Genomic DNA, 26,424 nt, shown 5'->3' on the forward strand with positions numbered 1-26,424 from the left:
TCGCGCATGCTCGCCCGGATCTCCCGGCGGCTGGCCGGACTGCTGGCCACACTCCTCGCCGCCTCCTTCGTCATCTTCGCCGCCGTGTACGCGGCACCCGGCGACCCCGCCGTCTTCCTTGCCGGGGGCCGCGACAAGCTCACCCCGGAAAAGCTGGAACTGGTCCGGGCCCAGTACCACCTCGACGAGCCCCTCGTCGTGCAGTACGGGCGCTGGCTCGGCGACTGCCTCCAGCTCGACCTCGGCCGCTCCTTCAAGTACAGCGACCAGGTCGCCGATCTGCTGGCCGCCCGCTTCCCGACGACGCTCGCCCTCGTGGCGTACGCGACCGTGCTCTTCGTCGTCCTCGGGGTCGGCGCCGGTGTGCTCGCCGCCGTCCGCCGCGGCACCTGGATCGACTCGACGGTCGTCGGCGGGACGACCCTGACTGCCTCCGTGCCGTCCTTCGTCTCCGCCATCGCCCTGGTCGCGGTCTTCGGTGTCCAACTCGGCTGGTTCCCGGTGACCGGCAGCGGCGCGGGGTTCACGGGCACGATGCACCATCTGACGCTGCCCGCCCTGTCCCTGGCACTCGGCGCGCTCGCCCTGATCAGCCGTGTGACGAGGCAGTCGATGGTCGACGCAGAGGCGGCCGACCATGTCGAGGTCGCCCGCGCGTCCGGCATCCGCGAGCGGGAGATCGTGGTCCGGCACGTGCTGCGCAACGCGCTCGGCCCGATCGTCACCATGTGCGGCCTGGTCATGGCGGGCATGCTGGCCGGCACGGTCGTCGTGGAGACCGCTTTCGGAATCAGCGGCATCGGATCACTGCTCGTCGGCGCGATCAACACCCACGACTTCCCCGTCGCGCAGGCCGTACTCCTGCTCATGGTCACCGGATACATCGTCGTGACCACCCTCGTCGACCTGGTGCATCCCCTGCTCGACCCGCGGGTGAAGGAGGCCGCCGCATGAGCGCGCTCACCATTGATCGCGTCAGGCCGAAGACCGGGAAGAACCGGCGCCCGGTGGGTGTGGTGATCGCCGGCGGGACGCTCGTCGTGGTCGTCCTGGCGGCGCTCCTCGCGCCGCTTCTCGCGCCGTACGCCCCCGATGCCATCGACCTCTCCGCATCCCTGGTCGGCACCGGCTCGGAACATCTGCTCGGCACCGACTCCTCCGGACAGGACCTCCTCTCACGGGTGCTGTACGGGGCCCGCACCAGCCTGGTCGCCCCGATCCTCCTGCTGGCCATCGCCGCCGTTCTCGGCGTCACCCTCGGCACACTCGCCGCATGGCGCGGCGGCTGGGTCGACACGGTGGTCTCCCGTCTCACCGACGTCATGTACGCCTTTCCAGGGCTGCTGTTCACCGTTCTGATCATCGCCGTCTTCGGCGCCGGAATGACGACCTCCGTGCTCGCGCTCGGTCTCGCCTACACACCGACCGTCGCCAAATACACCCGCTCGGTGGCACTCTCCGAACGGCGCAAGCCCTACATCGACGCCTATGGCGTCCAGGGCATGGGCGGAGCCCGGATCTGCGCCCGCTACCTCGTCCCCAACCTCGGCCGGTCGATCACCGGCTATCTGGTCGTGCTGTTCGGCGAGGCCCTGATGTCCCTGGCCACGCTCTCCTATCTGGGCTTCGGCGCCCAGCCGCCCAGCTCCGACTGGGGTCTGATGGTGCAGGAGGGACAGGCGGCCGTCGTCCAGGGCGCTCTCCTGCCGGCCCTGGTGCCCGGTTTCGCCATCGCCCTGGTCGTGGTGTCCTTCAACGTCGTCGGGGTCTGGGCCGCCGACCGACTCGGCAGCAGGAGGTAGCCGCATGCTCCTCGACATCGAGAACCTCACCCTCGAACTCCCCGGCACCGCCCGGCCCATCCTCAGCCGTGTCTCCCTACGGGTGGCAAGTGGCGAAGTGGTCGGCCTGGTCGGCGAGTCCGGTTCGGGCAAGTCGACGACCGCCAAGGCGGCGCTGCGTACACTCCCCGACAAAACGGCCGTCTCCGGTTCGATACGTGTCGATGGCACGGACGTACTCGCGCTGACCGGGGACGCCCTGCGCCGGCACCGGGCCCGTACGGTCGCGATGGTCCACCAGGATCCGCGCTCCGCTCTCAACCCGGTCCGCCGCATCGGCGACTTCCTGGTCGAACGTCTGACGGGCACCGGACTCGACAAGAAGGCAGCCCGCACCCGAGCTGTCGAACTCCTCGACACGGTCGGCCTCTCCGACCCGGAACGCCGGTTCCGCCAACGCCCGCACGAGCTCTCGGGCGGCATGCTCCAGCGCGTCGTCATCGCGGGTGCGCTGGCCGCCGAGCCCAGGCTGCTCCTCGCCGACGAGGCGACCAGCGCCCTGGACGTCACCACCCAGGCCGAGATCCTCGCCCTCCTGCGCACCCTGCGGGCCGATCGGAGCCTGGGTCTTCTGTTCATCACGCACGATCTCCAACTGGCCGCTGCGTACTGCGACCGGGTGTACGTGATGTACGCGGGCCGGGTCGTCGAGGAGCAGCCCGCCGGCGTCCTCTTCGACCGGCCCCGCCACCCGTATACGAAGGGACTGCTGGCCTGCTCCCCAACGCTTGGGGAGGGGCGCCGGAAGATCCTCCCGATCCCGGGGCGCCCGCCGTCGCTGGCGGACGCGTTCGGCGGCTGCGAGTTTGCCGACCGCTGCCCGGATGCCGAACCGGAGTGTTCGACCTGGCGGCCCGAGCCGGTGCCGCTGGACGGCGAGGGCACCGCGACCTGCCGCCGCCTACCCGTGCTGACAGGCCCGGGCACGGAGAAGAGGAGTGACCGATGACCACCGCACCACCACTGCTGGCCGTGGAAGGACTGCGCAAGACATACGGGCTGCCCGGCGGAGGCCGCCTCGTCGCTGCCGACGGCATCACCTTCACCGTCCCGGCGGGCGGCTCACTCGGAATCGTGGGCGAATCCGGGTCAGGCAAGACAACCGTGGCCCGGATGCTGGTAGGTCTCGTACGTCCCGATGCGGGCAGCGTCTCCGTCTCCGGCCGGCCCCGCGCCCTGCGCACCCCGCGCGGCCGGGAGGCCCGGTTGGCACGGGCCCGGGAGATCCAGATGGTCTTCCAGGACCCGTATGTCTCCCTGGACCCCCGGCTCACCGCCCGCCAGTGCCTCACCACGGCCCTGCGTCTGCACGGCCGGGAGAAGACCCTGGCCGACGGGCTGCTCGACCAGGTGGGGCTCGGCGCCCGGGAGGCGGAGGCCAGGCCACACGGTCTCTCCGGCGGCCAGCGACAGCGGCTGGCCATCGCACGGGCGCTGGCGGTCGACCCGAAGGTGTTGGTCCTCGATGAGGCAGTGGCCGCGCTGGACGTCTCGATCCAAGCGCAGATCCTTCAGCTCCTGAGCGAAATCCGCCGGGACACCGGGGTGGCCCTGGTCTTCGTCAGCCACGACCTGGCGGTCGTCCACCACATCACGGACGAGGTCTTGGTGATGCGCCGCGGAACGGTGGTGGAGCAAGGACCGACGGCCGGGGTGCTGGCCGGTCCGCAAGACCCGTACACCCGGCTGCTGCTGGCCTCGGTGCCACGAGCCGGCTGGGATCCGGCGGATGCGGTCACTGCCCGGGCCGCCATGGCCTGAACCACTGACCCAGCGCGCAGCAGATGACGCAGGACTCGTCACTCCCCCTCCCCGTCGAATGGGAAGCACCGTCTTCGCCCGACTCCCGGTACGTCATTCCTTCCCCTCCATTGATCCCGACCGTCCGTCGCGGGCGCGGGACCGGGCACCACGAACGGATCATGCCGATCGCGAGGGTCCGCAGGGGGCGGCAGAGGCTCGGACACGAGAGGGGGAGGTGGCGTTCGGCAAGCAGCCGACAACGCAGCTCATCCGGCGTCACAGTGCTCGCGTCAGTGAGCAGCCCGGCATTCGCCGACCCGGCGCCGGTAGGTCCTGCCTGACGACACACTCATCCACATCGGCGAACAGCAGAGTGCCTGGACGCCTGCTCTCCCGCCCTCGCCCTCTGACGATTTCGGTACCGTCGCTGCAAGGCCTTCTGCTGAGCCACCAGGGCGTAACCCTCCTGCTCAGTACGATCCCCGCAGCGTCGTATCAACCGGCCCTCACCGCGACATGCACGGACCGCATGAAAGAGGCGACGAAACCCCGAGCCAAGAACTCCGCTGCCCTTCGCCCGGCCACGCAGGACAGAGATCGGATCAGACTCCGAAGAGTTCCGCAGCCAAGTCGTCCAGTGTCGCGATGTCTTGCAGCGGGAGAAGCGCCGCTACCGGTTCAAAGACGTCCATAGTGTGATGCTGGGCGACGCCGCGCGCCTGGCGATGCAGGGCGAGACCCATCGCTTGGCGCGCGAAGTCCTTCTCCACCGGCCATTCGCCGGCCTCCAGGAAGGCCCGCAGCAACGTCTTGTCGCAGCGGAAGACATCACGGTGCACCTGACAGAGTTCATAGTGCCGGTCGGTCACCATGGTGTCGCCCCAGTCGATGATTCCGGTGAATCGGCCTTCATCAAGGAATGTATGACGTGCTGTCAGGTCACCGTGCACGACAACGCGGTCGAAAGGCCGGAGTCCATCGAGATAGACCTCGACCTGCGCAACCAGATGCGCCGGCAGCGAACTCTGCGCGCAGGCCGCTGTCACATCGAGCACGGGCAGGCAGAGGTCACTGACGACGCCTGAAGGGCTGAGACCGTGCACCCGCCGGACCTGACGTCCCAACTCCCCAGCGATCTCCAGCCGTTGTTCCGCCGTCACCTCAGTGGTGCTCTCCAGAGAGGCCCCGGGCATCCGCGTGGTGATCAAATACGGCCACGAGGCGACGGGATCATCGAATAGCCGGCCTTCGCCGAGCAGCCTGGGTGCGGCGATGGCGAAGTCGGTGGCCAGCAGATTCTGCGCCGCGCGCTCAGCGAGGTGGCCCCCGCGCCACGAGGTCAGGTGACCGAACAGCTTCACCACGACATCGCCGTAGACGTAAGTGGGAAACGTGCCGCCGGTGCCGGCCACCGTCTCCTGGCCAGGGACGGTCAGACCATGGCGTTTCAAGATCTCGGCGATGTACGGCTGCCAGAAGCCGAGGTCCTCAAGATGCAGGACGTAGTCACGTGTCGACGCGAAGTGCGGGGGCGTGGTCATCGGACGAGTATTGCGCGCGCAGAAGGGCCTGACGGAGGCGTGATAGCTCACCGCGGCCCATTGGCCGTTTTCGTCTCCACAGAGCGAGTCGGCTTCCGCTGTCATCAAGGCGTCCGCGAACGTCTTGACCATCGCGCGCAACAGATCCGGACTCGCCGCGGCGAGGTTGTGTTCGGCGAGGGCGTGCAGGGGCAAACCATCAGGTGCGGTCATCGCGCCGATCTCTCCTTCAAAGACTTGGGCGTCTTGAAGGATCAGCCGGTGACCGTTCAACTATGTGGCGTCATCCCAAAGGCGGAGCAAACCCCCGGATCAGGTCCAGCTCCAGGCACGGCCTCTGGAGCTCAGGTATCACCGTCTCCACGCACCTGTACGGGGCGACTGTCGACAGGAGCATGAGCGTCAGGACTCATGCCGACACCGACCTCTGCCGGGATGTGCGCTCCCCCTCCCCCAGCAGGCCAGGGCCATCAGCGCGGGATGCAGCTGCCGTCCGTTCTCCGTAAGCTGGTGGACGGCGTCGGGGCGGCCGAACTTCACACCCGCTGTACACAGCAAGTCCGCGGAGCGATCGCGGCGGTCATGGATTTCCACAGCTGACCTTGACGCTCGACGTCACGCCGGGCGCCGAACCAGCTGTTCAGCGACGCAATGCTACCGATGCCCCTGACACGGAGCCGTTCATGACCACACCGCGGGACCTGTTGATCGCCGCCATGGACATGGCGGCCAGTCGGCCTCTGGAGCGAGGAAATCTGTCGCTTGCGCTCGCGGGAGCCGAGATGATCGACCTCCTGAGCGCCCAGGCCGTCAGACTGGACGGCGATCAGATCGTGCCGAGTCACCCGCCGGCAATGGCTGATCGCCTGTTGGATGAGGCCGCGTCGTCGCTCGTACGAGAGGCGCCGTACGAGTCGCTCGAAGACTGGCTGTGGCGCAGAGGCCGCGGCCTGTCCACGGCCTATCTGGATGCCCTTGAGGCGGAAGGACAGCTCACTCGGCAACGCCGCCGCCCCCGCTGGATGCCCTCCCGAACCGGTCAGATGGTATTGGTCGATTCACCCGCTCGCCGCGAGGCGGCTGACCGCTGGACATCGGATGAGCCCGTACTCGCCGCCCTTGCAGCAGTTGTCGGAATCCGCGACAAGCCAATTGGCGACTCCCCGAGCGTGGCCGACGACGCGGTGGCGACGGTGCTCGCCACCGTTGATGACGCGTTGAGGGATCTCGAGTTCCAACGGCAACGGCGAGCCCTCGACGAGGCGGCCTTCGACAACATCTGGCGAGGCGAATGACGAAGGCATGAGCGATGTCGCAGGCCGCGTGGAGACATGAGGGAACACTGCGGTCCCTGGGCTGTGCCGGTTGGCGGGGCAGTGATGGAGCGACCTGACCATCTCGGCGGAGCACCGTCCCTGGGGTTACGTCCATCTGGCCTGGGGCATTCACGACCGGCCGCCATCCAAGGAGTGGCACTTCGAGACCACCACGGTGCACGCGGCAGGCGAGAACTGCGAAACCTCGCCACGGATATACACACGTTCCTCGCGGGCGTCGCAGTGAGTGCCGCAGTGGCTGAGTGCAGCGCTCATTGGTCGGCTACTGCGCTCTCCGCGATATTCCGGAGCCTTGAGAACCCGGCAGGCTGATCTGCGGTTGCGGCGCTGCTTCCGGCTGCGTGGTGTGGGCGGCATCGCAGTCAGGTGAGTGACTCAGGATCTCGCCGACGGTGCGGACCACAGGGCAACCCGGGGAGCCGACTGGCAACCTCCCAATCACTCAGCGCCCGCTCCGTCCACGTTCCACTCCAGCGGCAGGGCCTCTTCGCAGAAGACGCAGACGAAGTCCGCCGACGAGCGCATGTTCCGGCCCTCGCCTCCGTTCCGGACCAGTGTTTTCAAGTCTGCAGGCCCCACATATCGATAGCTCCGCCCGCGTGTGTTCATGCTGGCCAACCTAGCCACATTCCGAGACCGGGGCGTGGATGAGACGGAGTCCCAGCGAAGCCGGCGGACGAACTGGCGATTCCCAGCAGCGTCGACGGACCGTGACCCACCGCGTCTTCGGGGCCGGGACCCACTCGCTGCTGATCGGGGAGAGACGGCGAGGTCGCCTGATACCCGGAGGCAACACCCACAGTGCGGTGCACGTTCGTCCGCGGGGGCGGGAAGGGGCGATCGGGGCCTGTCCATACCGCTTGGGTGGGTTCCTGGGCGGCCGGGACGTGGGCGGCGTCTGCCGCACCGGTGCCACGTTTTGCCGCCGGGTCGCAGGGTCCTGCTGGAAGGGGAAGGCCGCGTACGGCGCGGCCGTTCCGGCTGAGCTGGCAGCGCCTCACTGTCCGGCTCTAGTATGGCGTGGCAGAAGTATCCAGACTGGAACCCCGGCCCGATTCCGGCGGGCCGGGGTTCTGCGTCAGGCGAGTGAATCGATCACCGGCCTTTGTAGCGGTGCTCGGTTACCGGCCACCGTGATGGTGCTCGATCACCGGTCTCCGTAGTCGCCGCCACCCTCGCCGCCGCCGTAGCCGCCACCGCCGTAGCCGCCACCGTCGTGGTGACGCTCGATCACTCGGAAGCTGCCCACGACTCCGTTGCGGACCTTCACGCCGCCCCGGACACGGCCCGGGTGGACGCCGTCGCTGGAGCTCCAGGGACCGACGGTCGCCAGCGGGGCGCCGTTGTCGCAGGTCGCGCCACGGAAGACCTCGACGGTCCTGCGGCTGTCGTTGCGGATGTTGAGGGTCTTGGAACCGAGACCGCTGACCACCGTCACGCAGCCGCCCCCTTCGGCGGAGTACGTGCGCTCGTTGATGTGGATACGGCCCTCGTAGTGGTCCCGGTGGCCCTTGTTCTCGTAGCCCTTGTCGTAGCCGCCACCACCCTTGCCCTCGTTGCCCTTGCCCTCGTTGCCCTTGCCGGCGTCGCCGCCGTCGAGGGCCGAACCGGGGGCGGCGGCCTGCTGGACGACCGGGGCTGCCTGGGCCGGCTCGGAGGAGGCGGCCGAGGCGTAGGTGATGCCGGTGGCGGCCAGGGCCGCGGCGGCCGCGAGAGCGGCGGTAACGACGGTGGAACGCGTAACCATGTCACTTCTCCTGTCTCAGAGAGGCCGGCTGAGTAGCTGGCCCGTGATTGAACGTACTAACGGCCCCCATAGCTGTCATTTCGGACACGTTGAAGGGTTGAGGCCCAAGACGCCAATCGGGGTACACGAGACACCCATATGCTATTTCCATTTAATCTGATGAAACATCAATTGCTCTTATATAAGGGCTAGTTGATATGCCGTTAGCCTGACCGGGCGACTTCCTGATGCCCGCTCACCCTTGGCGACAGCGTGTCTTAGTTGACACGGCCCGGGCCGGAGGTACATGCCGTCGTCCTGAATGCCCGTCATTCATGGTCCCACCTGCCCTGACCTGCAGTGACCGTCCGTAGAGCCGTTGCCGGCCCCGGCGCCGAGCCGGTCGAGGCGGAGGGGCGCCGTGTGGCCGGCCACGGCACAGCAGGCTCGCTCCTGCCGAACGCGGCCAGCAGCGGACCTGTCCCTCCGACACCGGCGATGCCGTCGCCGGGCGACGGGTACTCGCAAGGACCAGTCGCCGGGCGACCGGTCCTTGCGGCGAGCGCCGCTCTTACGCCCCGCGGCCGGACCACCGACGACGGTAAGACTGCACCGAAGCGCCGCCGACAGCCAGGCGGCAGCGGACTGGCCGGTCCAGTACAGCGCGGGCGCAGCTCGGCAGAGCCTGCTGGGTCTTGGCGTTACGGCGAGGCCCGTGAGCCCATGGACAGTGAGAATGGCCGGCCGTCCGGGCGCGCGGCCATCGGGCACCACATCACGGCCGCATAGCGGGCTGGTCCGTATGAGGACCGGAATCTCTACGACGAGGCACTGCTCGCCGGCATGGTGCTGGCGCAGCCGACCGTACGGCGGCCGATGGTGCCGGCCCTGGCCTCGATGCCCCTGGCCGCCGTCCCGCTGATCCTCCTCGGCGCCGGCGCGAACACCCTCTGGCTGGCCGCAGCGGCATTCGCCGCCGGGGTGGCCGCCGACTTCTTCACCGTCGTGTGGTCGACGGTTTGGCTCATCCACGTCCCGGAACGGCTGATCTCCCGGGTCGGTGCCTACGACGAGTTCGGCTCGTTCGCGTCGATCCCCGTCGGCCGGCTGTCCGCCCCGGTCCTCGCCGCGGCGTTCGGCACCGCTGCGGTGGCTATCACTGGCGGCGCCCTGCTGGCGGCCGCCATGCTGCTGCCCCTGCTCCTGCCATCACTGCGGCGAATCGAACTGAACACCTCCAACGCAACATGAGAGATCGCTTTCGCCCCGGACGGTGCGAGATGGGCCGATCCCCCTGGGAGGTCAGTCGGTCGGGTCCAGGCGCTCAGCCAGGAATCGTCGCAGCCCCGACCGGGCCCGCTCGGCGGATCGGGCGTCGTACGCGATCCCCGGCTCGGGCCGGTTCGCGCGTCCGCCAGGAAGGAGTGCACGGTCCGGCCGAACGCGTGGAACTGCCAGGCGGCCCCGGAATCGGTGAGTTCCGCCGTCGGCGCGACGACGTCTTCCGGTCGCGCGAACGGGTCGTCCCAGCCGCGATACACCGCGACCCTGCAATCGATCTTCCGCGGAGTCGCTCCTGACGGCAGGGTCAGCATGCCGTGGAAGGCGGCCACCCCCCGTTACGGGTGCACCTGTCCGGGCCATGTCGAGCACCCACAGTCCGCCGAAGCAGAACCCGATGGCCGCGATGCGGGAGGCGTCCACCCCGGGCGGCCCTGCGGCGGTGGCGACCACGGCGGACAGCCGATTTCAGGAGAGGACCTCCCAGCAGAAAATGGGGCGTCCGACGCCGGCCCCTGGAGACGGGGCCGGGCCGGGCCCGTCGGTCAGCCGACGTTCACATCGATGCAGGCGTAGAAGGCGTTGGCGGTGTCCGCGATGTTCCAGACTGCGAGAACCTTCTGCTTGCCCGTCAGGCCGCCGAAGCTCACCTGGTGGGTGACTGTGGCACCGGGCTGCGCACCGTTGTCGTTGAATTCGGCGATCTTCTGTCCGCCGGCGAAGTACTGCCATGTGCTTGTGGCGTGCCGGGCTGTCAGGACCCATTGGAAGGACGTGGTCCGGCTCACGGGGGTGACCCTCCACCCCTTGGAGTCGTCGTCGAGTTCAGCGAACCGGCTGTTGCCACCGCTGCAGCTGGTCAGCCCCTTGGGACCTTCCACGCTCTGCGGCTCGTACTTGATGTCTCCGCAGCTCACGGTCCCAGCGGCACACTGAGCCTGGCGGCTCGGAGGCGACGAGATGTATCCGTGGGCGTCGGCGGAACCGGCCGGAAGGCTCAGGGCCAGTACGGGTGCGAGTAAGGCACCGATGGCTGCGGCTGTCTTCCTTTTCGCGTGCATGCTTCTCCTTCACATGAGGCGTCGCTGCACACGGTCGGGCTGTGGGGACCCGGCAGCGGCAGGCCGGCCTCTCCGGTGTGGGGGCCAAGAGGCGCGAAGGGCACGGCAAGATCCACCAGCACGTATGGCCTGAAGTTGCAGGCGTCGGAAGGCGGCCTTGCACTTGGACCAGACCATACCCACCGACGCGTCCACGTCAAGGGCGCCGACTTCGGCCGGAGTTGACGACACAAGCGATTTCCGGTCAGCCCTCACCAGGCCCAACCGGCCATACCCTCGGGGTCACGCCGAGATCACATGTGACAGGAGAAATCATGAACGCACGTCCCCCCGTTCCGCCGTTCACCCGTGAGTCGGCGATCGAGAAGGTCAGACTGGCCGAGGACGGCTGGAACTCCCGGACGCCCGAGAAGGTGGCACTCGCCTACACGGAGGACTCCCGGTGGCGAAATCGCGCCGAATGGGTTACCGGGCGCGACGAAATCGTCGCCTTCCTGGCCCGGAAATGGGCCAGGGAGCTCGACTACCGGCTCATCAAGGAGCTCTGGGCATTCGACGGCAACCGGATCGCGGTGCGGTTCGCGTACGAGTGCCATGACGACTCGGGCAACTGGTACCGCTCATACGGCAACGAGAACTGGGAGTTCGACGCGAACGGGCTCATGAGTGCCCGGCACGCGTCCATCAACGACGTACCGATCCGGGAATCCGACAGGAAGTACCACTGGCCGCTGGGCCGCCGGCCGGACGGTCACCCCGGACTGAGCGACCTCGCCCTCTGAGGAGCCGATCAGGCGGGGCAGTCGGCCACAGCGGCAGGAACGTCCGCAGACGGCAGGAAGGGGCGACCCTTCCGGGACATGCGCACACTCCATCGGATGCCCCTTCGCGCCGTCGTGGCGCGATTCAGCCGACGTCCGGAGCCGGGACTAGGCCGTCCGTGACCAGACCCTCCAGGACCGCCGCACCCAGGACCTGCACCGCGGACTGCGGGCGGACCATCACCGTGAACTCCTTGATCAGGCCCGCCTCGTCGAACTGCAGCAGGTCGATGCCATGGATCTGCTTGCCGTTCACATTCGCCCGGAAGAGCAGAATCTCGGACGGGGCCTGCGCCCCATCCGTGCTGGTCTCGGCCGATCCGTCGAAGTGGCCGATGTAGCGGAAGTCCTCGAACGTACGCAGCAGGACCCCGAACAGCCCGAGCACCATGGGCCGCCCCTCGAACGGAGTGAACTTCACCGGGCTGTAGAGGCGAACGTCCTCGGTGAACAGGCCGTCCAGTGCCGCGAGATCGCGCTTTTCGACGGCGGCGCGGAAACGGTCCGCGGCCTCGGCAGACATCATCAGCCTCCATACTCAAGAATCTGACTAATCACTTTCATGAGTATCATGAAGGAGAAGGCAGCGAAAAAGGAAGGGGTCCGGGTCCATGGCCTTGCGGCACGCGGTGCTGGCGGCGCTGCTGGACGGGGAGTACAGCGGGTATCAGCTGGCCAAGGCGTTCGACGTCGGCGTGGCGAACTTCTGGCACGCACTGCCTCAGCAGCTGTACGCCGAACTGGCCAAGCTGGAGAAGGACGGGCTGGTCGCGGGCCGACAGGTGGTGCAGGAGACCCGGCCCAACAAGCGGCTGTTCCATGTCACCGACGCCGGGATGGCCGAGCTGGAGCAATTCGCCGCGGCCAGCGCAAAGCCGGGGTTCATCCGCGATGACCTGGTCGTCAAGGTCCAGGCAGCCGATCACATCGGAAGCGGTCCGGTCATCGATCAGCTGGACGAACGGGCGGCCGCCGCCTCGGCCAAGGTCGAGCTCTTCGGCAACCTGCTGCGGCAACTGCGCGGCGAGATGGACGAGGACGAGTTTCTGCTCAGGGGCGAGCGAATCGGACCGTATCTGACCTGCCTGCGGGGCCTCGCCTTCGAGGAGGAGAACAGGGACTGGTGCCTCCGGATCGCCGCTCTCCTGCGTCGACGGCAGGCTGTTGCGGTGGAGGGCGACGGCGCCTAGCCGGTAATCTGCCCGAGCTGTACGTGCTGGGGGACGAACCCGAGGGCAACGGACGGGCCGAAGGGCTCAACGCGGCTGCCCCTCCGGGTCGTTGGCTCGGATTCCGGGGCCGTTTCGGGGTTCGCCCCGATCCGGCGGGCTCCCCTCGCACCGCGCGGTGGATACATGAACCACTCCAGCAGCTCTCCCCTCAGTCCGTCCCATCCCTCGCTGTCGCACAGAACTCTGCTCGGCGCTGCGTCGGCCGCCGGGATCCTCGGCAGCGTGGCATCACGCGCCCATGCAGCCCACACGCCTGCTCGTCCCGCTCCGACAACAGCTGCCGCATCGCCCAGCGTTCTCCCACCCTTGTCGCCGCGCGCCCTGCAGGCCGCCATCGACGACCTGCAACATCCGTCGGCGACCGGCGCCCAGCTGCGTGTCGCCGGAAGGCGCGGAAGCTGATGCGGCACTTCTGGGGTCGCCGACCGGCGCGACGGACGGGCGATCCGGCCCGCAGACCGGGTCCGGATCGGCCGCGTCAGCGTCAGCAAGGCATTCCTCGCGACCGTCGTCCTGCAACTCGTCCATGAGCACCGGGCCGAGCTGCACACACCTGTTCAGCACTGTCTTCCCGGGCTGCTCCCCGCCGAATATCCCGATATCCGCATCTCCCACCTGCTGACGTACACCAGCGGTCTGCCGGGCGAGAGCGGACCCGATGTCATCGACACGAGCACGCCTGAGCTGGTCCTGGCCCACCGATACGACCGTCGGACACCGGACCGGCTCCTGGCGACCGTCACCCGGACGAAGCGGCTGAAGTTCCTGCCGGGTGTGAAGCAGGAGTACCGAGGGGTGAACTTCCTGCTGCTCGCGCTGCTCGTCGAGCGGCTGACCGGCCGGCCCTACGGCTCGGAGATCGACCGGCGGCTGGTGCAACCGCTCGGGCTCGGCGACACATCGGTGCCGCGGGGCGACGACCCGTATCTGCACGGACCGCATGTGCACGGCTGTATCGAGATGCCGGACGGACGGTGGGAGGACGCGACGGTCTACAACCAGTTGTACGCGTACGGCGACGGCGTATGACTTCCACGGTCGACGACCTGGAGCGATTCACCGCGGTGCTCTTCGCCGGCCGGCTGCTGCCGACGCGGCTGCATCGGCACATGTTCACGTTGCCGACCGAGCATGTGCGGATGCTGGACGGCTCTTCGGCCCGCCACTCCATGGGCCTTCAGACCGCGACGGTCAACGGGGGCACGTTCTGGGGCAAGACCGGTGAGCAGTACGGATACAACTCGGGGATGTTCTCGACCCTCGACGGGCAGCGGCGCTTCGCCTGGTCGTACACACCGGTGACGGGCGGCCCCGAGCAGCAACGCATGACGGAGCGGATCGTGACCGCGCTCACCTGACGAGCCAGGTGGTTCAGGCCGGCTGGTGGACGAATCGGACGGTGAGCGCGACCGTGGCCGGGCCCTTGATCATGCCGCCCTTGTTCCAAGTGATCCCGTAGTCGGCGCGGTCCACGTCGATCTCCGCGCTCAGTGTGACCGCAGTCGGGGTGGACTCGGTGGTACGGGCCGAGAAGGCGAGCGGACGGGCTTCACCCAGGACGGTGAGCCGACCGGTGACACCCACGCGGCCGTCGGCATCGGGGATGACGCTGTCCGCCGTGAACTCGAGGGACGGAAACCGGTCCGTGTCGAAGAAGTCGGGCGACCGCAGGTGTGCGTCGCGCTTGGCATTGCCGGTGTCGAGGGAGGCCGCACCCAGGGTGACGGAGCCCTGTGCCGACCCGTCGGCACTGACTTCACCCTCGCCGCTCACGTCATTGAAAGCACCCTTGACCGTGACGAGACCCCACATGGTCTTGTGCCGCAGAGCGACGGTCGTACCGGCCCTGTCGAGGATCCAGCGTCCCGAGGCGACGGCATCCGAACCTGTCGCGCGGGTGGTGTCAGAGGGGTTGGACATACGAATCACAGCTCTCTCGGTGGGTCGAGTCCTGCAGTGCCGGTGCAACCACATGAATGATTGAAGCATAAATCTAACGCTGGCAATTAGGTAGCCAGCGAGATATTTACACTTTCGCGTACTCTTGAACGAAGATCACCGCACGTCGGAAGGGTGGGGAGGGCGGGCCCATGGCAGACATCGCACGGCCGGAGAGTGTCGGGGGCTGCCCCAAGGCGGAGGACGCGGCACTTCTGCTGCAGTGGCACACCATGCACAGCGGTCTGCGGCGCTTGAGCGAACAACTCCTGGCGGACGTGGAACGGGCCTCGCACTCGGCGTCCTCGTCGCTCCAGGTCCTCTGGTACCTGCTGACGGTGCCGGAGCACGCTGCCCCGATGAACCAGTTGTCCCAGCTGATGGGGTTCTCCACCGCCGGGACCACCAAGGTCGTCGACCGGCTCTGCGAGGCGGGCCTGCTGGAGCGGCGGGCCTCGTCTTCCGACCGCAGAGTGACCTATGCCGCCCTGACTCCCGTCGGGCTGTCCGCCGCCGCCGACGCCTCCTCGGCGCTGGCTGCCGCCCTGCGTCGTCGCGTGGCGGCAGCCGGAGTCGGTGCGGATCGTTTCGCCGCCCTCGCGGCGGACATCGCCCTGCTCGACCCGGCACCGGGACCGTGCACCGCCGGCCCCGGGCCGGAATGCCCCGGAGTCTGAGCAACTACCGGGGCGAGCCTCTCTCAGGGGCGCATCACCACCCCGTCACACCGTCGATCCGCTCGCGCAGCAGGTCGGCGTGGCCGATGTGGCGCGCGTACTCCGAGATCATGTGGACGTGGACCATGCGCAGCGAGTACACCTCGTCGGCATGGGTGAAGGTGTCGTCCAACGAGGCATCGGCAACGATCTCGTCCGCCAGTCGGCATTCCTCGACGAGGCGCGCGTAGTCCTCGGCGGCGCGGGCCGGGTCCAGGTCCTCGAAGTCCGCGTCCTTGCCCTTCCCGGGGTCGTACATGGGGTCGAGCACCTGACCGGCGAACCGCTGCCGGAACCAGACGCGTTCGACCTTCGCCATATGGCGGATCAGTCCGAGAAGTGTGAGATTCGACGGCGATACCGTCTGTTCGGCGAGCTGCGCCCCGTTCAGGCCGGCGCACTTGTGCAACAGGGTGTTGCGGAACCAGGCGAGATAGCCCGTGAGCATCTCCCGCTCACCGGCCACGAGTGAGCCAGGCGTGCGTTTCACGTCAGGTGCTGTCCATGTCATCCCATGATCTTGCCTTGTGCGCGCCGGATCGGGACAGCGTTTTGATAACGGTCGACGAGCAGTATGCCGCTCGTTCCGACCCGCACGTGGTACCCGAGACATCCGGCAAGGAAGCGGAGGACCGGTTCGGGCAGTCGTCCAAGGACCAGGGCGGCGATCCAGCCCACGCTGACGGTCACCACAGCGGCAATGCGCAGGAGGAACAGCACGCTGAAGTGCCGGATCAGCAGGAGCATTCGTACGAGAACGGGGAGGCTCGGAACCTGCGCCGGCCGCCCCGTTGGCGAGCAGACACGAGAGCAGGCCCGTGAGCAGACCACGCGAGAATCGTCTCCGCGGACCCGCACGCGCCGGATCAGACGCTCCCGACAGTCGTGCCGCGTGCGGCCGGCCGGCCCTCCCCGGCGGGTTCGAGGAGGTTTCTGCGCAGCGCAGCCACCAATTCCTCGTCAACACCCAGGAGTTCGGCGGTGTAGTGGCGGACGGAGCCGTGGGTCGCGGCGAGATCCGCCAGGAACAACCGCATGACGTCGGCGGGCGCCCGGCCGTAGCCGGGCCAGACCGGGTCCTGGTCGGCATGGTCCGCCCGCCAGTCGGCCAGGAGCCGTTCGGTGGCGAGCTCGGTGAGGGTGAAGTCGGCGATGATGTCGTCCTCGGCCACACCGAGCAGGGACAGAACGAGTGCGGCAAGCAGCCCGGTGCGGTCCTTGCCCGATGCGCAGTGGAAGACGACGGGGCCGCTGTCGTCGGCCGCGAGCACGTCCAGGGCGCGGCGGAGTTCGGCAACTCCGTCGTGGGCGACCTCCGCGTACCGGTCCGCCAGGAAGCGGCCGGTCTCCACATCCGGGCCCAGTGCCGCCTGGTCGTAGGGCCGGTGCTCGATGCTGAGGTGGTGGTAGCGCAGTCCCGGTGCGTGGGGCACTCGCCCCTTGGCCGCGATCTCCCAGTCGTAACGCAGGTCGATGACCGTGCGGACGCCGAGGGTCAGGAAACGGTCCCAGTCCTCGCCCTGGAGCTTGCCCAGCGAGTCGGATCGGTAGAGCCTCCCCCAGCGGACCGGGCGGCCGCCGTCCCCCCGATATCCGCCGACGTCACGGAAGTTGTGCAGTCGCTCGAACGCTATGTGTCTGTTCACGATGCAGAACTTTAAGGGCCTGCCGCCGTGCACGTCGACGCGGTGCCCATGCTCGGCCGTGGCCGGCTCGCCGCGCCGTGCCGGCTGCGAGTCGGCGCCTTCGGCGGGGCTGAGCCGAGAATGCAGGCGTGTCTACTCCTACCCTCCTCACCGGACGCGATCCACGGAGCGAATGGGCCCTGCTGCTTCTGTCGGCCGCTTCCGGGGCTGCCGACGCGTTCGTCTTCATCTGCGTCGGTCAGGTCTTCGCCGGAGTGATGACCGGGAATCTGGTGCTGCTGGGCGCTTCCGCCGCCGGTGTCGGGGAGCACGGGGTGGCCCTGCGTGTGATCACCGCACTCGTCTCGTACGGCTTCGGGGTCATGTGCGGTGCGTGGATGAGCGAGCGGCTGCAGTGGCCCCTGCCGGTGATGCTGCTGACCGAGGTGGCGCTACTGGCGGCGGCGGCTGCGCTGTGGGGGTTGGACCTGATCACCTCCGACGGGGACCGGCTGGAGCTGCTGGCGCTCATCGCCGTGGCCATGGGGATTCAGGGCCGTATCCGCGCGACGCCCACCAATTACTTCACGGGCACGCTCACGTCTCTCGTCAGCCGCGTGACCCTGCGGTCGCGCAATCAGGGGGACGGCTGGGTGGCCGGCCGGCTGATCGCGGTCGTGGCAGGGGCGGCGCTGACCGCGCTGGCGGTACGGTTCTGGCCGGGTGCCGCAGCTGCGGTGGCCGTGGCACCCGCAGTGGGTGCGCTGTTGATCGAGTCGTTGCCCAGGAGGCTCTCCCGGGGCTGACCACGTCCACCACGGGACAGAGGGAAGCCCCGGCCGGATCGGGGGAATCCAGCCGGGGCGGCTCACATGTGGGCGCGATGTGCGACATCCACGTATAGGTGAACGGTAAACCATCACGTCCCGTTCCCGAGAATCCGTACCCCGGAGTGTGATTCACGGCACGGAATCGGGCCTTCCGGGTACGGATCAGCTGCCGGCGGGGGCCTGGCTGCCGTAGCGGCGGTTGAACTGTTCGATACGGCCGGCCGTGTCCAGCACCTGCTTGGTCCCGGTGTAGAACGGGTGACTCGCCGACGAGGTCTCCACGTCGATGACGGGATAGCTCCGGCCGTCCTCCCACGTCACCCGCTCATCCGCGTCCGCGGTCGAACGGGTCAGGAAGGCAACCCCCGCCGCGCGGTCTCGGAAGACCACCGGACGGGAAACGGGGTGAATACGGGACTTCATGTGCGTTCCTTCCTTGCCACTGCAGGGGGGTGGATGGGATCAGGGGCCCGACGTGGGCGTGACGGTCAGCGCTCCTCGCGGAAGAGGACGTGCTGCCCCGCGACGGGGTCGAACTTGCGCAGGACCAGCCGGTCGGGGTTGTTCCGGCGGTTCTTGCGCGTCACGTAGCTCTGCCCCGTTCCGGCCGTCGACCGGAGCGTCACGACGGGGCGGATCTCGCTGCGTGCCATGGACGCCTCCACTCTCTTGCGTCGACCCCATTCCCCCTCATGGGAATGGGTATCGTTTTCGTTCTGATCCTGTAACGCGAGAGGGTCCAGCCGCATTCCCGCCCACAAATCGCTTCGAGCCCCCGCCATGGCGAGCCCCCCTCGCATATGCCCCGTTCCGGCCGGGCACGCCGCACGGAGAACGGCGAGTGCGGGCGTACAACCGTCTGCCCGCGCCGGTTGACTTGCGTCAACATCCGTCGACAGCACGACCGTTCGACGGGTCGGCGTCCAGTGCAGCCTGTGGCATATGCCAGAAGCAACAACGCATCGAGTGTTGCCAAATCCCTTACGGGGTCCCACAGCCTGTGCAACAGTCGTCAATGGTCCACCTTTCAGACCTGGTCGTGCCGCGCCTGTATCGGAGTACGAGATGCCGTCCCATCTGTCCGCGGACCGCCCCGCCCCACAGCCACCCGAGCGCGATGCCGTCGATGCGTTGATCAACCGGACCCGTCGGTTGCGTGGCGACGTGGACGCAGTACGGCGGGACGCGGTGCTGATCGACGAGGAAGACCCTGAGATGCGCTGGCAGCGCGCACTCTGTGATCTGGCGGTCCATCACCTCGACGATCTCGGCACGCAGCTGGGACAGCTCAGGGAAGGCCTTGCGCCGGAGGCCTCGGAACAGCCCACGGGGACTTCGACGCAGGACGCGGCGGAGGAGACCTTCGACGAGCCGCGGCCCGGTTCGCTGATCGGCCGGGTGGGCAGCGCCGAATGGAATCTGCTGACAGACGAGGTCACCTGGTCCGAGGAGCTGTTCCAGATCTTCGGCAGGTCCCCCGATGCGGGACCTCTGTCGCTGGACGACCTCCCGTCCATGCTCCTTCCCGAGGACCAGCCGCTGCTCACCGCACTGGTTACCGACTGTCTGGTCGACGGAAAGCCGATAGACGGCGAATTCCGCATCCTGCGGACCGACGGCCGGATGCGTACGCTCCACATGATGGGTGAGCCCGTCCTCGACGCGGACGGGTGCACGGCCTCCATGTGGGCGGTTCTGCGCGACGTCAGCGAACTGCGGCGCAGCCAGCAAGTGGTGCGCACGACCCATGACTCGCTACGGCGCCGGCAGCACATGGCGCGGACCGAGCACCGGATGGCGGTCGAGCTCCAGAAGGCCGTGCTCCCCCCGTGGCGGGGCTCGCTACGGCTTCCTTCGCAGGGAGCGGGCTCGCTGGACATCGCGGCCCACTACCTTCCGTCGGAGTCGAGCTCCCTGATCGGCGGTGACTGGTACGACGCGCTGGAACTGCCGGACGGCAGGACCGTCCTCACGGTCGGCGATCTGACCGGCCACGGCATCCAGGCCACCTCGGCCATGGCGATGCTGTTGGGCGCGCTGCGCGGGATGGCCGTGGCCGGCATCGAGCCCGGGGCCCTCATGGGGCACCTCAATCAGTTACTGGAGTCCTCCGCCCAGCCCGCTCTCGGCAGTGCGGTGTGCTGCCGTTTCGACCCGGCCACCGGCACCCTCGCCTGGTCACAGGCGGGGCACCCCGCACCGCTGCTGTTCCGCAACGGAGAGGGGCGCCCGCTGCCACCACCGGATGGTGTCCTGCTCGGCGCGGCTTCCGGGGTCGCGTACGAGCAGGACGAAGTACACCTGCTGCCCGGTGATGTGCTGATACTGCACACCGACGGGCTGAACCGTCACGGCGACCGGGGTGCGGGCCCGGACGCGCTGCTGGCCCTCGCACCACACTTCGCGCAGGCCCGTACGGCACAGGAGTGCGTACGGACGGTCGTCGCAGAGTTCGGTGGCACCGAGCGCCTGGACGACGCGTGCGTGCTGATCGCCCGCATCGGGGCGTAGGGCAACGACGGCACGCGCGCGAAGACACGGACACCCGGAACACCGGACACGGCACAGTACGCAGGAGGGCGAACCGCCTACGGGTGCGGTGCTCGGACGACCGGTGGCCGTACTTTGGTCGGTCGGACAGTTGATCGTCGGGGTGTCCTCACTGCGGCGCCCGACTGTCAGATCTCCGACGAGCGCCTTGGCCGCTTGATGATGGAGCTCTGCGGCAGGGAGAGCTTGATCTCCTCACGCAGGTCCTCGATCTTCGCGTAGCCCGCGAACCGGCCCGTCAGCCGGTACATCTCGCGCAGCCGGTCCCAGGTGCGGTGCGAGGAGGTCTCCCCCATCGTCACCAGAGCGAGCCGCGCGTAGCGGTCGGCCTGCTCGGGATCGTCGGCGATGAAGCACGCCGAGGCGAGTGAGATGTAGTCGAAGATCTTGGACCGCTGGCGCCCGTTGACCCGGAGCTCCAGTGCCTGCTTGGCGTGGCGCTGAGCCACGATCGCCACCGACGGGTCGTGCTCGGCGAGCGTACGGAACGCCAGAGCCTGCATGCCGTGCAGATCCGCCTCGTCGAACAGCTGCATCCAACTGGGCGGCGGCACATCGCTCTTGTCCGATACGAAGAGCTCCTCGGCCTTGCCGAGGGTGCGGCGCATGGCCTGGCCCCGGCCCATGGACGCCTGCGCCCAGGCCTCGATGGTGTGCAGCATGGCCTGGGTTCGCGGCAGCACCATGTCTCCGGAGCCGGACTTGGCGAGCTTCATCAGGTCCAGGGCGTCGTCGGGACGGCCCAGGTGAACCATCTGACGGGCCGCCCTGGAGAGCGCCTCGCCCGCGCGCGGGCGGTCGCCGCCCTCGCGCGCCGCGTGGGCGGCGATGACGAAGTACTTCTGGGCGGTCGGTTCGAGACCGATGTCGTGGGACATCCATCCCGCGAGTACGGCGAGATTGGCCGCGACGCCCCAGAGACGGCGTTGCAGATGTTCGGGGTGGCGGAAGGCGAGCATGCCGCCCACCTCGTTGAGCTGGCCCACCACGGCCTTGCGCTGGAGTCCGCCGCCCCGGGACGCGTCCCAGGCGCGGAACACCTCGACGGACCGTTCCAGCGCTTCGATCTCCTCCGACCCGATGGGCGCGGCCTCGTACCGGTCGAAACCGGCTGGGTCCGCGTGCAGAGGGTCATCGATCCTTGGAGCATCGGCCACCAGCACAGGGTCGGTGTGCAGCCAGTCGTGCATGGGGCCGGTGATGGTCGATCCTGCGGCGAGCGCGGCGCCCGCGCTCACCAAGCCGCGTCGGTTGAGCATGAGGTCCATTCCCGTGAATTCGGTGAGGACCGCTGCCGTCCGCTCGGGCGCCCACGGCAGTCCGTCGGGATTGTGCTGCTTCCCGACCTCCCGCTGTTTCCCCACACGCCCGCGTCGGCCGAACCCGAGGTCCTCGATGGTCACGACACGACCGAGCCGCTCGGTGAACAGGGCAGCCAGCACTTTGGGCACAGGATCGCGGGGGGACTCCCCCATATCGATCCAACGCCTCACCCGCGAGGTGTCGGTGGCCAGCTGCGGATGGCCCATGGCCGCCGCCTGCCGGTTCACCATTCTCGCGAGTTCGCCCTTGGACCAGCCGGCAAGGCCGAACAGGTCGGACAGGCGGGTGTTGGGTTCTCCGGTCACTTCAAGCCCCCAGGTTCTCGGCTGTGTTGACAGTAACCCCCTGTCAGATGCCTTGCGACTATTCGCCAGGGTTCGCCAGGGTGCGCCAGATGGTCTGCTACCCGCGGTCCGGTGTCAGGTAGGAAAGCGCCACCCCGCCCGGCAGCCCTAGGTACTCCCCAGGGTGCCGAACGGCCGCCGGCCGGGGCGGTGCACGCAACTTGTCGGCGCACGAAGGGATCTGTCTCGCCCATGTACACAGCATCGTCCTCCGTGACCGCCCCGCCCCGGCCGCTTCGTCCCCTGGGGGCGGGCGGCGGGCCGTACCTCACACCACATTCCGCTCCGTCGGCACCCGGCACGGTTCGGCCGCGGCGGCCGACGGGGCTGGGCGGCCCGCCGCTCAGCGGGCGGCTGGACCTGTCCGGCCCGCAGGGCGCTCAGCTGAGGATGGTGATCGCCTCGGTGCACCGGATCTGCCCGGAGTTCAATCCGGTCCAGGTGCTGCGCCGCAGCGGCCGTTCGGTGCTCCTGGTCGGCTCCACCGGTCGCACCACTGCGGTCGCCAAGTGTTTACTGGACCACTCCCCCGCATGGTCGGAGCGATTCCGTCACGAAATAGCTGCATATCGTGCGTTCGTCCGGCACCGCCCGCCGGTGCGGGTTCCTCGGCTCATCGCGGCCGACCCGGAGAACTGCACTCTGGTGATCGAGCGGATGCCCGGCCGGGTGGCTGCGCTGACCCGGCACCCGTCGGAGGCGCCACCCCGTGCGGATGTGCGGGCCGCGCTCGGCGCGATCAGCCGGGTCAATGCCTGGCGGCCGGCTCCGGGGCTCTTCGACGCGCCGCTGGACTACGCCTCGCGAATCGCCCGCTATCACGAGCTGGGGCTGTTCACCGACCGTGATCTGGGCGATCTGCAGAAGCTGCTGCACGGTCTGGCGCATGGGGGCGGCCGTCAGGGCATGGGGCAGTTCTGTCACGGCGACGCGCTGCTCTCCAACATCCTGCTGTCGCCCACGGGTCCGGTGCTGGTGGACTGGGAACACGCGGGCTGGTATCTGCCGGGCTACGATCTGGCGACGCTCTGGGCGGTCCTGGGCGACGCACCGGCCGCGCGGCGTCAGATCAGCCAGCTGGCGCAGGCCGCGGGGCCTGCGGCGCGGGATGCGTTCCTGGTGAACCTGATGCTGGTGCTGACTCGGGAGATCCGTACATACGAGACGGCTGTCCAGCGAGCCTTGCGGGAGCCGGCGCCCGCGGGAGCCGGTCATGACCAGCCGGGTGTGCTCTCGTCGAGCCAGGAGCAGCGGCTGCTGCTGCGTCGGCTGCACGACGACTGCGCGATGGCCCGCCGGGCCGTGCGTGCCGCGGTCGGCACTCGCTGACCCTGCCCCGGGGGACGCGCGCTGCGGGTCCGGTGCCGACACCCCGGGCCCGCAGCGCGCTGTTGTGTTGTTGCCTCCGGCCCGTGGGCGGTCGGTCAGGGGCTCTTGAAGTCGACTGCGTCCACGTCGAACGAATTGTCCTGCGGGGACGTGAAGACGAGATACAGCTTGTGGGTGCCCTTCAGTTCCTGGACGGGCACGGCCGGGGTTGCCTGATAGTTGTCCCAGCCACCCGTGTTGGGGACCGGGGTGGTGGCGAGCAGAGGACCGTCGGGGGCGTCCGCGCGCAGTTCGATCGCGCCGACCCCGTACGGTGAGGAAAGCCGGTAGCTGACCGTACCGATGCCTTCGACGCTCATCGGGTCGAAGGCGGCCCAGTCGCCGTTGGAGACGTCTCCGATCCGTTTGCCGTTCTCGGCGCCTTCCTGGGCGACGATCCGGGTGCCGGACTGGGCGTCGTAGTACTCCGCCTGCTTGTGCTTCGGCTGGAGCACGGAGCGACCGTAGCCGGTGAGGGCGGAGACGCCGTCGCTGCCCTTGTCTGTGTACTTGGCGTTGAGTACGTAGGTGAGATCCGCGCCTTCGGGGTGGCCGCCCAGGTCGCCGGTGTCCACGGTGCCTTCACAGCCGGGGATGTCGGTGGTGGGGTGCTCGTGGTCGTCGTGTCCCAGTGCCGGGTTTACGGTGACCTTGGAACAGTCGACCGGGCCGTCCTCGGGATCGGTGACCGTGACCTTGTACGGGATCTTGTCGCCGAACTCGATGAGTTTGCCGCTGACCGGGAAGTCGATGGTCACTTTGGGTGCGGTATTGCCCGCGGTGACGGGGATGTTGGCGTAGCCGGACTTACCGGTGGAGTCGGTGACTTTGAGCTGGGCGGCGAAGTCGCCCTTGACCGTGTATGTGTGGCTGGGGCTCGCGTCGGTGGAGTCGTAGGTACCGTCGCCGTCGAAGTCCCAGGCGTAGCTGAGCGTGTCGCCGTCGGGGTCCTTGCTGCCCTCGCTGGAGAAGTCGACCTTCAGCGGTACGGGGCCGTCGGTGGCGGAGGCGGCGGCCTTGGCGACCGGCGCACGCTGTCCCTGTGCGTAGTCGATGCGGTAGAGCCCGGAGTCGTTGTTGCCGCCGCCGAAGGAGCTGCCCCATTCGAGGACGTAGAGCGAGCCGTCGGGGCCGAACGTCATGTCCATCGGCTTGTTGAACTTCTGTGAGGACAGGAAGTCATTGATCTTCAGGACTTTCTGGTCCTTGTCGAAGCGGACTTCCTTGACGAAGTTGCGCGACCACTCGTAGAAGAAGCCGGCGCCCTCGAAGTAGGCGGGGAACTTCGTGGTGGACGGATTCTTCTTGTCGTAGTGGTAGACGGGACCGCTCATCGGGGCCGAGCCGCCGCTGCCGACCTCGGGGAATTCCTTGGATTCGCCGTAGCCGTACCAGATCTCCGGCTGCTGGATCGGTGGGAGCTCGGTCAGACCGGTGTTGTTGGGCGAGGGGTTGACCGGATTGGCACAGTCGAACTTGGGGCCCACTTCCTTGGTGTCCGGGTTGTAGGGGGCATAGGCCTGGTTGTTGCCGTGGCAGAACGGCCAGCCGAAGTTGCCGGCCTTCTTGATGACGTTGTACTCGACGAGGCCTTCGGGCCCACGGTCGGTGGTGGGCAGTCCGCGGTCGGGGCCGTAGTCGGAAGCGTGGACGTATCCGGTCCTGGGGTCGACGGTGAAGCGGAACGGATTGCGGAAGCCCATCGCGTAGATTTCGGGGCGGGTCCTGGCCGTTCCCTGGGCGAAGAGGTTGCCCTTGGGAATGGTGTAGCCGCCGGAGTCCTTCGGCTTGATGCGCAGGATCTTGCCGCGCAGGTCGTTGGTATTGCCCGCGGTGCGTGCGGCGTCCAGCATCTGCTTGCCCTCGCGCCAGTCGAGCGGGGCGTAACCCTGCCAGTTCGGGTCGAGGTTGGGCGGAGTGTCGTCGCCGACGCCGAGGTAGAGCGTGCGGTCGGGGCCGAACTCGACAGCGCCTCCGGTGTGTCCGGGCTCCGGGAAAGTGCGGTCGCGGTAGGCGGGGACGTCGATGAGCTTCTTCTCGCTGGTGAGTTCGAGAGTGTTGCCCTTGACCGTGAAGCGGGAGAGGCGGTTGACGTCCTCGGTGGCGCCTGCGGGGGCGTAGTAGAGGTAGATCCAGTGGTTCTTCTTGAATTCCGGGTCGAGTTCCATGCCGACCAGGCCGTCCTCGCCGCCGGTGTAGACATCGAGCTTCCCGGCTGTGGTGGTGGCGTGGGTCGCCGGGTCGTAGATGTTCACCTCGCCGCTGCGCTGGATGTAGAAGACGCGGCCGTCCTTGGCGACATCGAGCTCCATCGGGTCGGCGGTGTTGTCGTCGAGAGTGACCTTCTCGTAGCCGCTCCAGACGGTGCCGCCGCAGTCGCCGGGCTTATTGCCCGCGGCCCACTTGACGCCACCGATGACATGGGTGCGGAAGGCGGCTTCGCTGTACGAGGCCGTGTCGTGGCCCATGGCGGTTGCCCAGACCCTGCCGCCCTCGGTGTTGCGGCACCAGGAGATGGGGTGGTCGGCACCCATGGCGGATCCGCCGGGGTTGTACGTGGTTTCGTCGGCGGTGACCAGGACGTGGACGTCACCACGGGGGTTCTTGTCGAAGTTGTACCACTCCTCGGGGCGCTCCCAGCGTTCTGGGAGTCCTGCGGTGGAGGGGTGGACGCGGTCGGCGACCTTGGCGGTGCCCTGAAGGACTCCGGGTGAGTGGGCGGGCATGTGGACGCCGCCGTTGATGGCCTCGTCCCACCAGGGAAAGGTGTCCTCGATCCCCATGTCGAGGGTGTTGTGGACGGCGACTACGCCGCCTCCGTTGCGTACGTACGTCTGCATGGCTTCGCGCTGGGCGTCGGTGTCCCAGACCATGCCGGAGTTCTGCAGCATGACGATGACGTCGAAGTCCTTGAGCAGCGTGTCGTCGAAGACGGCGGGGTCGGCGGTCTCGACGAGTTCGAAGTTGTTGGCGGCCGCCTCTTCCTTGAACATCTGGATGCCGGCGGGAATGGAGGCGTGCACATAGCCGACGGCGCGGGTGAAGAGCAGGGCACGGAAGGCGGGGGCCTTACCGGTGGTGGCTGCGGTCGCGGGCAGCGCGGTCAGCGCAAGGAGCAGTGCGCTCACCAACGCGATGAACATATGC

29 protein-coding genes are annotated in these 26,424 nt (G+C 68.2%); 15 read left to right on the forward strand and 14 right to left on the reverse strand.

From position 1 onward, the window contains the following. The first annotated feature begins 6 nt into the window (after positions 1 to 6). The 4 genes from ACFVYE_RS24695 to ACFVYE_RS24710 are packed head-to-tail and all read left to right on the forward strand — an operon-like array spanning position 7 to position 3,602. On the forward strand, positions 7 to 954 hold the full coding sequence (locus ACFVYE_RS24695; protein WP_389607388.1) for an ABC transporter permease: 948 nt from the start codon (positions 7 to 9) through the stop codon (positions 952 to 954). Further along, the gene (locus tag ACFVYE_RS24700) at positions 951 to 1,802 is read left to right on the forward strand and encodes an ABC transporter permease (protein WP_383964224.1); all 852 of its coding nucleotides are present in this window, start codon (positions 951 to 953) and stop codon (positions 1,800 to 1,802) included. Before ACFVYE_RS24695 ends, ACFVYE_RS24700 begins: the two co-directional genes overlap by 4 nt. Positions 1,803 to 1,806: 4 nt before the next feature. Beyond that, positions 1,807 to 2,790, forward strand: coding sequence for an ABC transporter ATP-binding protein (locus tag ACFVYE_RS24705; RefSeq protein WP_389607389.1), 984 nt, complete (start codon positions 1,807 to 1,809; stop codon positions 2,788 to 2,790). Next, on the forward strand, positions 2,787 to 3,602 hold the full coding sequence (locus ACFVYE_RS24710) for an ABC transporter ATP-binding protein (protein WP_383964219.1): 816 nt from the start codon (positions 2,787 to 2,789) through the stop codon (positions 3,600 to 3,602). Before ACFVYE_RS24705 ends, ACFVYE_RS24710 begins: the two co-directional genes overlap by 4 nt. Before the next feature lie 584 nt (positions 3,603 to 4,186). Here the strand turns inward: ACFVYE_RS24710 and ACFVYE_RS24715 are convergent. Further along, positions 4,187 to 5,338: a phosphotransferase family protein gene (locus tag ACFVYE_RS24715; protein WP_389607390.1), complete on the reverse strand. Its 1,152-nt coding sequence runs from the start codon at positions 5,336 to 5,338 to the stop codon at positions 4,187 to 4,189. 470 nt (positions 5,339 to 5,808) lie between these two features. Here ACFVYE_RS24715 and ACFVYE_RS24720 point away from each other — a divergent pair, with 470 nt between their 5' ends. Then, the gene (locus ACFVYE_RS24720; protein ID WP_389607412.1) at positions 5,809 to 6,420 is read left to right on the forward strand and encodes a GPP34 family phosphoprotein; all 612 of its coding nucleotides are present in this window, start codon (positions 5,809 to 5,811) and stop codon (positions 6,418 to 6,420) included. A 148-nt stretch (positions 6,421 to 6,568) separates the two neighbouring features. Continuing rightward, positions 6,569 to 6,688 carry a hypothetical protein gene (locus ACFVYE_RS24725; protein WP_389607413.1) on the forward strand — a complete coding sequence of 40 codons (120 nt, stop codon included), beginning with the start codon at positions 6,569 to 6,571 and terminating at the stop codon, positions 6,686 to 6,688. A gap of 212 nt (positions 6,689 to 6,900) precedes the next feature. On the opposite strand, the gene ACFVYE_RS24730 is transcribed toward ACFVYE_RS24725, so the two are convergent. Continuing rightward, complete coding sequence (locus ACFVYE_RS24730; RefSeq protein WP_383964211.1) at positions 6,901 to 7,026, reverse strand: hypothetical protein; 126 nt, start codon at positions 7,024 to 7,026, stop codon at positions 6,901 to 6,903. Between the two features lie 583 nt (positions 7,027 to 7,609). Beyond that, positions 7,610 to 8,209 carry a hypothetical protein gene (locus ACFVYE_RS24735; RefSeq protein ID WP_389607391.1) on the reverse strand — a complete coding sequence of 200 codons (600 nt, stop codon included), beginning with the start codon at positions 8,207 to 8,209 and terminating at the stop codon, positions 7,610 to 7,612. An 822-nt stretch (positions 8,210 to 9,031) separates the two neighbouring features. On the opposite strand from ACFVYE_RS24735, the gene ACFVYE_RS24740 reads away from it, so the two are divergent. Beyond that, positions 9,032 to 9,439 carry a hypothetical protein gene (locus tag ACFVYE_RS24740; protein WP_383966955.1) on the forward strand — a complete coding sequence of 136 codons (408 nt, stop codon included), beginning with the start codon at positions 9,032 to 9,034 and terminating at the stop codon, positions 9,437 to 9,439. A 51-nt stretch (positions 9,440 to 9,490) separates the two neighbouring features. Here the strand turns inward: ACFVYE_RS24740 and ACFVYE_RS24745 are convergent, their stop codons facing one another. Continuing rightward, complete coding sequence (locus ACFVYE_RS24745; RefSeq protein WP_389607392.1) at positions 9,491 to 9,922, reverse strand: hypothetical protein; 432 nt, start codon at positions 9,920 to 9,922, stop codon at positions 9,491 to 9,493. A gap of 92 nt (positions 9,923 to 10,014) precedes the next feature. Continuing rightward, a complete protein-coding gene (locus ACFVYE_RS24750; protein WP_383966961.1) occupies positions 10,015 to 10,530 on the reverse strand; it encodes a lytic polysaccharide monooxygenase auxiliary activity family 9 protein in 516 nt (171 codons plus the stop codon). 314 nt (positions 10,531 to 10,844) lie between these two features. Here ACFVYE_RS24750 and ACFVYE_RS24755 point away from each other — a divergent pair, with 314 nt between their 5' ends. Beyond that, a complete protein-coding gene (locus ACFVYE_RS24755; protein WP_389607393.1) occupies positions 10,845 to 11,312 on the forward strand; it encodes a DUF1348 family protein in 468 nt (155 codons plus the stop codon). Between the two features lie 124 nt (positions 11,313 to 11,436). On the opposite strand, the gene ACFVYE_RS24760 is transcribed toward ACFVYE_RS24755, so the two are convergent. Beyond that, positions 11,437 to 11,874, reverse strand: coding sequence for a nuclear transport factor 2 family protein (locus ACFVYE_RS24760; protein WP_383967059.1), 438 nt, complete (start codon positions 11,872 to 11,874; stop codon positions 11,437 to 11,439). Between the two features lie 88 nt (positions 11,875 to 11,962). Here ACFVYE_RS24760 and ACFVYE_RS24765 point away from each other — a divergent pair, with 88 nt between their 5' ends. The 3 genes from ACFVYE_RS24765 to ACFVYE_RS24775 all read left to right on the forward strand — a co-directional run bounded on the left by ACFVYE_RS24765 (position 11,963) and on the right by ACFVYE_RS24775 (position 13,941). After that, positions 11,963 to 12,541 carry a PadR family transcriptional regulator gene (locus ACFVYE_RS24765; RefSeq protein WP_383966964.1) on the forward strand — a complete coding sequence of 193 codons (579 nt, stop codon included), beginning with the start codon at positions 11,963 to 11,965 and terminating at the stop codon, positions 12,539 to 12,541. Between the two features lie 510 nt (positions 12,542 to 13,051). Beyond that, positions 13,052 to 13,612 carry a serine hydrolase domain-containing protein gene (locus tag ACFVYE_RS24770; protein ID WP_383967062.1) on the forward strand — a complete coding sequence of 187 codons (561 nt, stop codon included), beginning with the start codon at positions 13,052 to 13,054 and terminating at the stop codon, positions 13,610 to 13,612. Further along, complete coding sequence (locus ACFVYE_RS24775; protein ID WP_383966967.1) at positions 13,609 to 13,941, forward strand: hypothetical protein; 333 nt, start codon at positions 13,609 to 13,611, stop codon at positions 13,939 to 13,941. Before ACFVYE_RS24770 ends, ACFVYE_RS24775 begins: the two co-directional genes overlap by 4 nt. Positions 13,942 to 13,954: 13 nt before the next feature. Here ACFVYE_RS24775 and ACFVYE_RS24780 read toward each other — a convergent pair whose 3' ends face one another. Then, the gene (locus tag ACFVYE_RS24780; protein WP_389607394.1) at positions 13,955 to 14,503 is read right to left on the reverse strand and encodes a YceI family protein; all 549 of its coding nucleotides are present in this window, start codon (positions 14,501 to 14,503) and stop codon (positions 13,955 to 13,957) included. A 170-nt stretch (positions 14,504 to 14,673) separates the two neighbouring features. Between ACFVYE_RS24780 and ACFVYE_RS24785 the strand changes: the two genes are divergently transcribed. Then, the gene (locus tag ACFVYE_RS24785; RefSeq protein ID WP_389607395.1) at positions 14,674 to 15,198 is read left to right on the forward strand and encodes a MarR family winged helix-turn-helix transcriptional regulator; all 525 of its coding nucleotides are present in this window, start codon (positions 14,674 to 14,676) and stop codon (positions 15,196 to 15,198) included. Positions 15,199 to 15,232: 34 nt separating this feature from the next. On the opposite strand, the gene ACFVYE_RS24790 is transcribed toward ACFVYE_RS24785, so the two are convergent. From ACFVYE_RS24790 to ACFVYE_RS24800, 3 genes are read right to left on the reverse strand one after another with little or no spacing between them, the layout of a single operon-like run. Then, complete coding sequence (locus tag ACFVYE_RS24790) at positions 15,233 to 15,748, reverse strand: DinB family protein (protein ID WP_383966975.1); 516 nt, start codon at positions 15,746 to 15,748, stop codon at positions 15,233 to 15,235. Continuing rightward, on the reverse strand, positions 15,745 to 16,095 hold the full coding sequence (locus ACFVYE_RS24795) for a DUF4389 domain-containing protein (RefSeq protein ID WP_389607396.1): 351 nt from the start codon (positions 16,093 to 16,095) through the stop codon (positions 15,745 to 15,747). The genes ACFVYE_RS24790 and ACFVYE_RS24795 overlap by 4 nt, the downstream gene beginning before the upstream one ends. Before the next feature lie 8 nt (positions 16,096 to 16,103). Further along, on the reverse strand, positions 16,104 to 16,883 hold the full coding sequence (locus ACFVYE_RS24800; RefSeq protein ID WP_389607397.1) for a tyrosine-protein phosphatase: 780 nt from the start codon (positions 16,881 to 16,883) through the stop codon (positions 16,104 to 16,106). Between the two features lie 128 nt (positions 16,884 to 17,011). On the opposite strand from ACFVYE_RS24800, the gene ACFVYE_RS24805 reads away from it, so the two are divergent. Then, positions 17,012 to 17,668 carry a YoaK family protein gene (locus ACFVYE_RS24805; RefSeq protein ID WP_389607398.1) on the forward strand — a complete coding sequence of 219 codons (657 nt, stop codon included), beginning with the start codon at positions 17,012 to 17,014 and terminating at the stop codon, positions 17,666 to 17,668. A gap of 186 nt (positions 17,669 to 17,854) precedes the next feature. Here the strand turns inward: ACFVYE_RS24805 and ACFVYE_RS24810 are convergent, their stop codons facing one another. Together ACFVYE_RS24810 and rpmG are read right to left on the reverse strand one after the other, a co-directional pair. Then, positions 17,855 to 18,115 (reverse strand): type B 50S ribosomal protein L31, encoded by a 261-nt coding sequence (locus ACFVYE_RS24810; protein ID WP_383966983.1) that lies wholly within the window; start codon positions 18,113 to 18,115, stop codon positions 17,855 to 17,857. Positions 18,116 to 18,180: 65 nt separating this feature from the next. After that, a complete protein-coding gene (gene rpmG / locus ACFVYE_RS24815) occupies positions 18,181 to 18,345 on the reverse strand; it encodes a 50S ribosomal protein L33 (RefSeq protein WP_383966986.1) in 165 nt (54 codons plus the stop codon). 412 nt (positions 18,346 to 18,757) lie between these two features. On the opposite strand from rpmG, the gene ACFVYE_RS24820 reads away from it, so the two are divergent. After that, positions 18,758 to 20,203, forward strand: a complete 1,446-nt coding sequence (locus ACFVYE_RS24820; protein ID WP_383966989.1) for a PP2C family protein-serine/threonine phosphatase — start codon at positions 18,758 to 18,760, stop codon at positions 20,201 to 20,203. A gap of 167 nt (positions 20,204 to 20,370) precedes the next feature. Here ACFVYE_RS24820 and ACFVYE_RS24825 read toward each other — a convergent pair whose 3' ends face one another. Next, complete coding sequence (locus ACFVYE_RS24825) at positions 20,371 to 21,870, reverse strand: hypothetical protein (RefSeq protein WP_383966992.1); 1,500 nt, start codon at positions 21,868 to 21,870, stop codon at positions 20,371 to 20,373. Positions 21,871 to 22,101: 231 nt separating this feature from the next. On the opposite strand from ACFVYE_RS24825, the gene ACFVYE_RS24830 reads away from it, so the two are divergent. Next, a complete protein-coding gene (locus tag ACFVYE_RS24830; protein WP_383966994.1) occupies positions 22,102 to 23,238 on the forward strand; it encodes an aminoglycoside phosphotransferase family protein in 1,137 nt (378 codons plus the stop codon). A 95-nt stretch (positions 23,239 to 23,333) separates the two neighbouring features. On the opposite strand, the gene ACFVYE_RS24835 is transcribed toward ACFVYE_RS24830, so the two are convergent. After that, positions 23,334 to 26,420 (reverse strand): ThuA domain-containing protein, encoded by a 3,087-nt coding sequence (locus ACFVYE_RS24835; RefSeq protein WP_389607399.1) that lies wholly within the window; start codon positions 26,418 to 26,420, stop codon positions 23,334 to 23,336. Between the last annotated feature and the right edge of the window lie 4 nt (positions 26,421 to 26,424).

The organism is Streptomyces sp. NPDC058239, assembly GCF_042882185.1.
GTDB lineage: Bacteria > Actinomycetota > Actinomycetes > Streptomycetales > Streptomycetaceae > Streptomyces.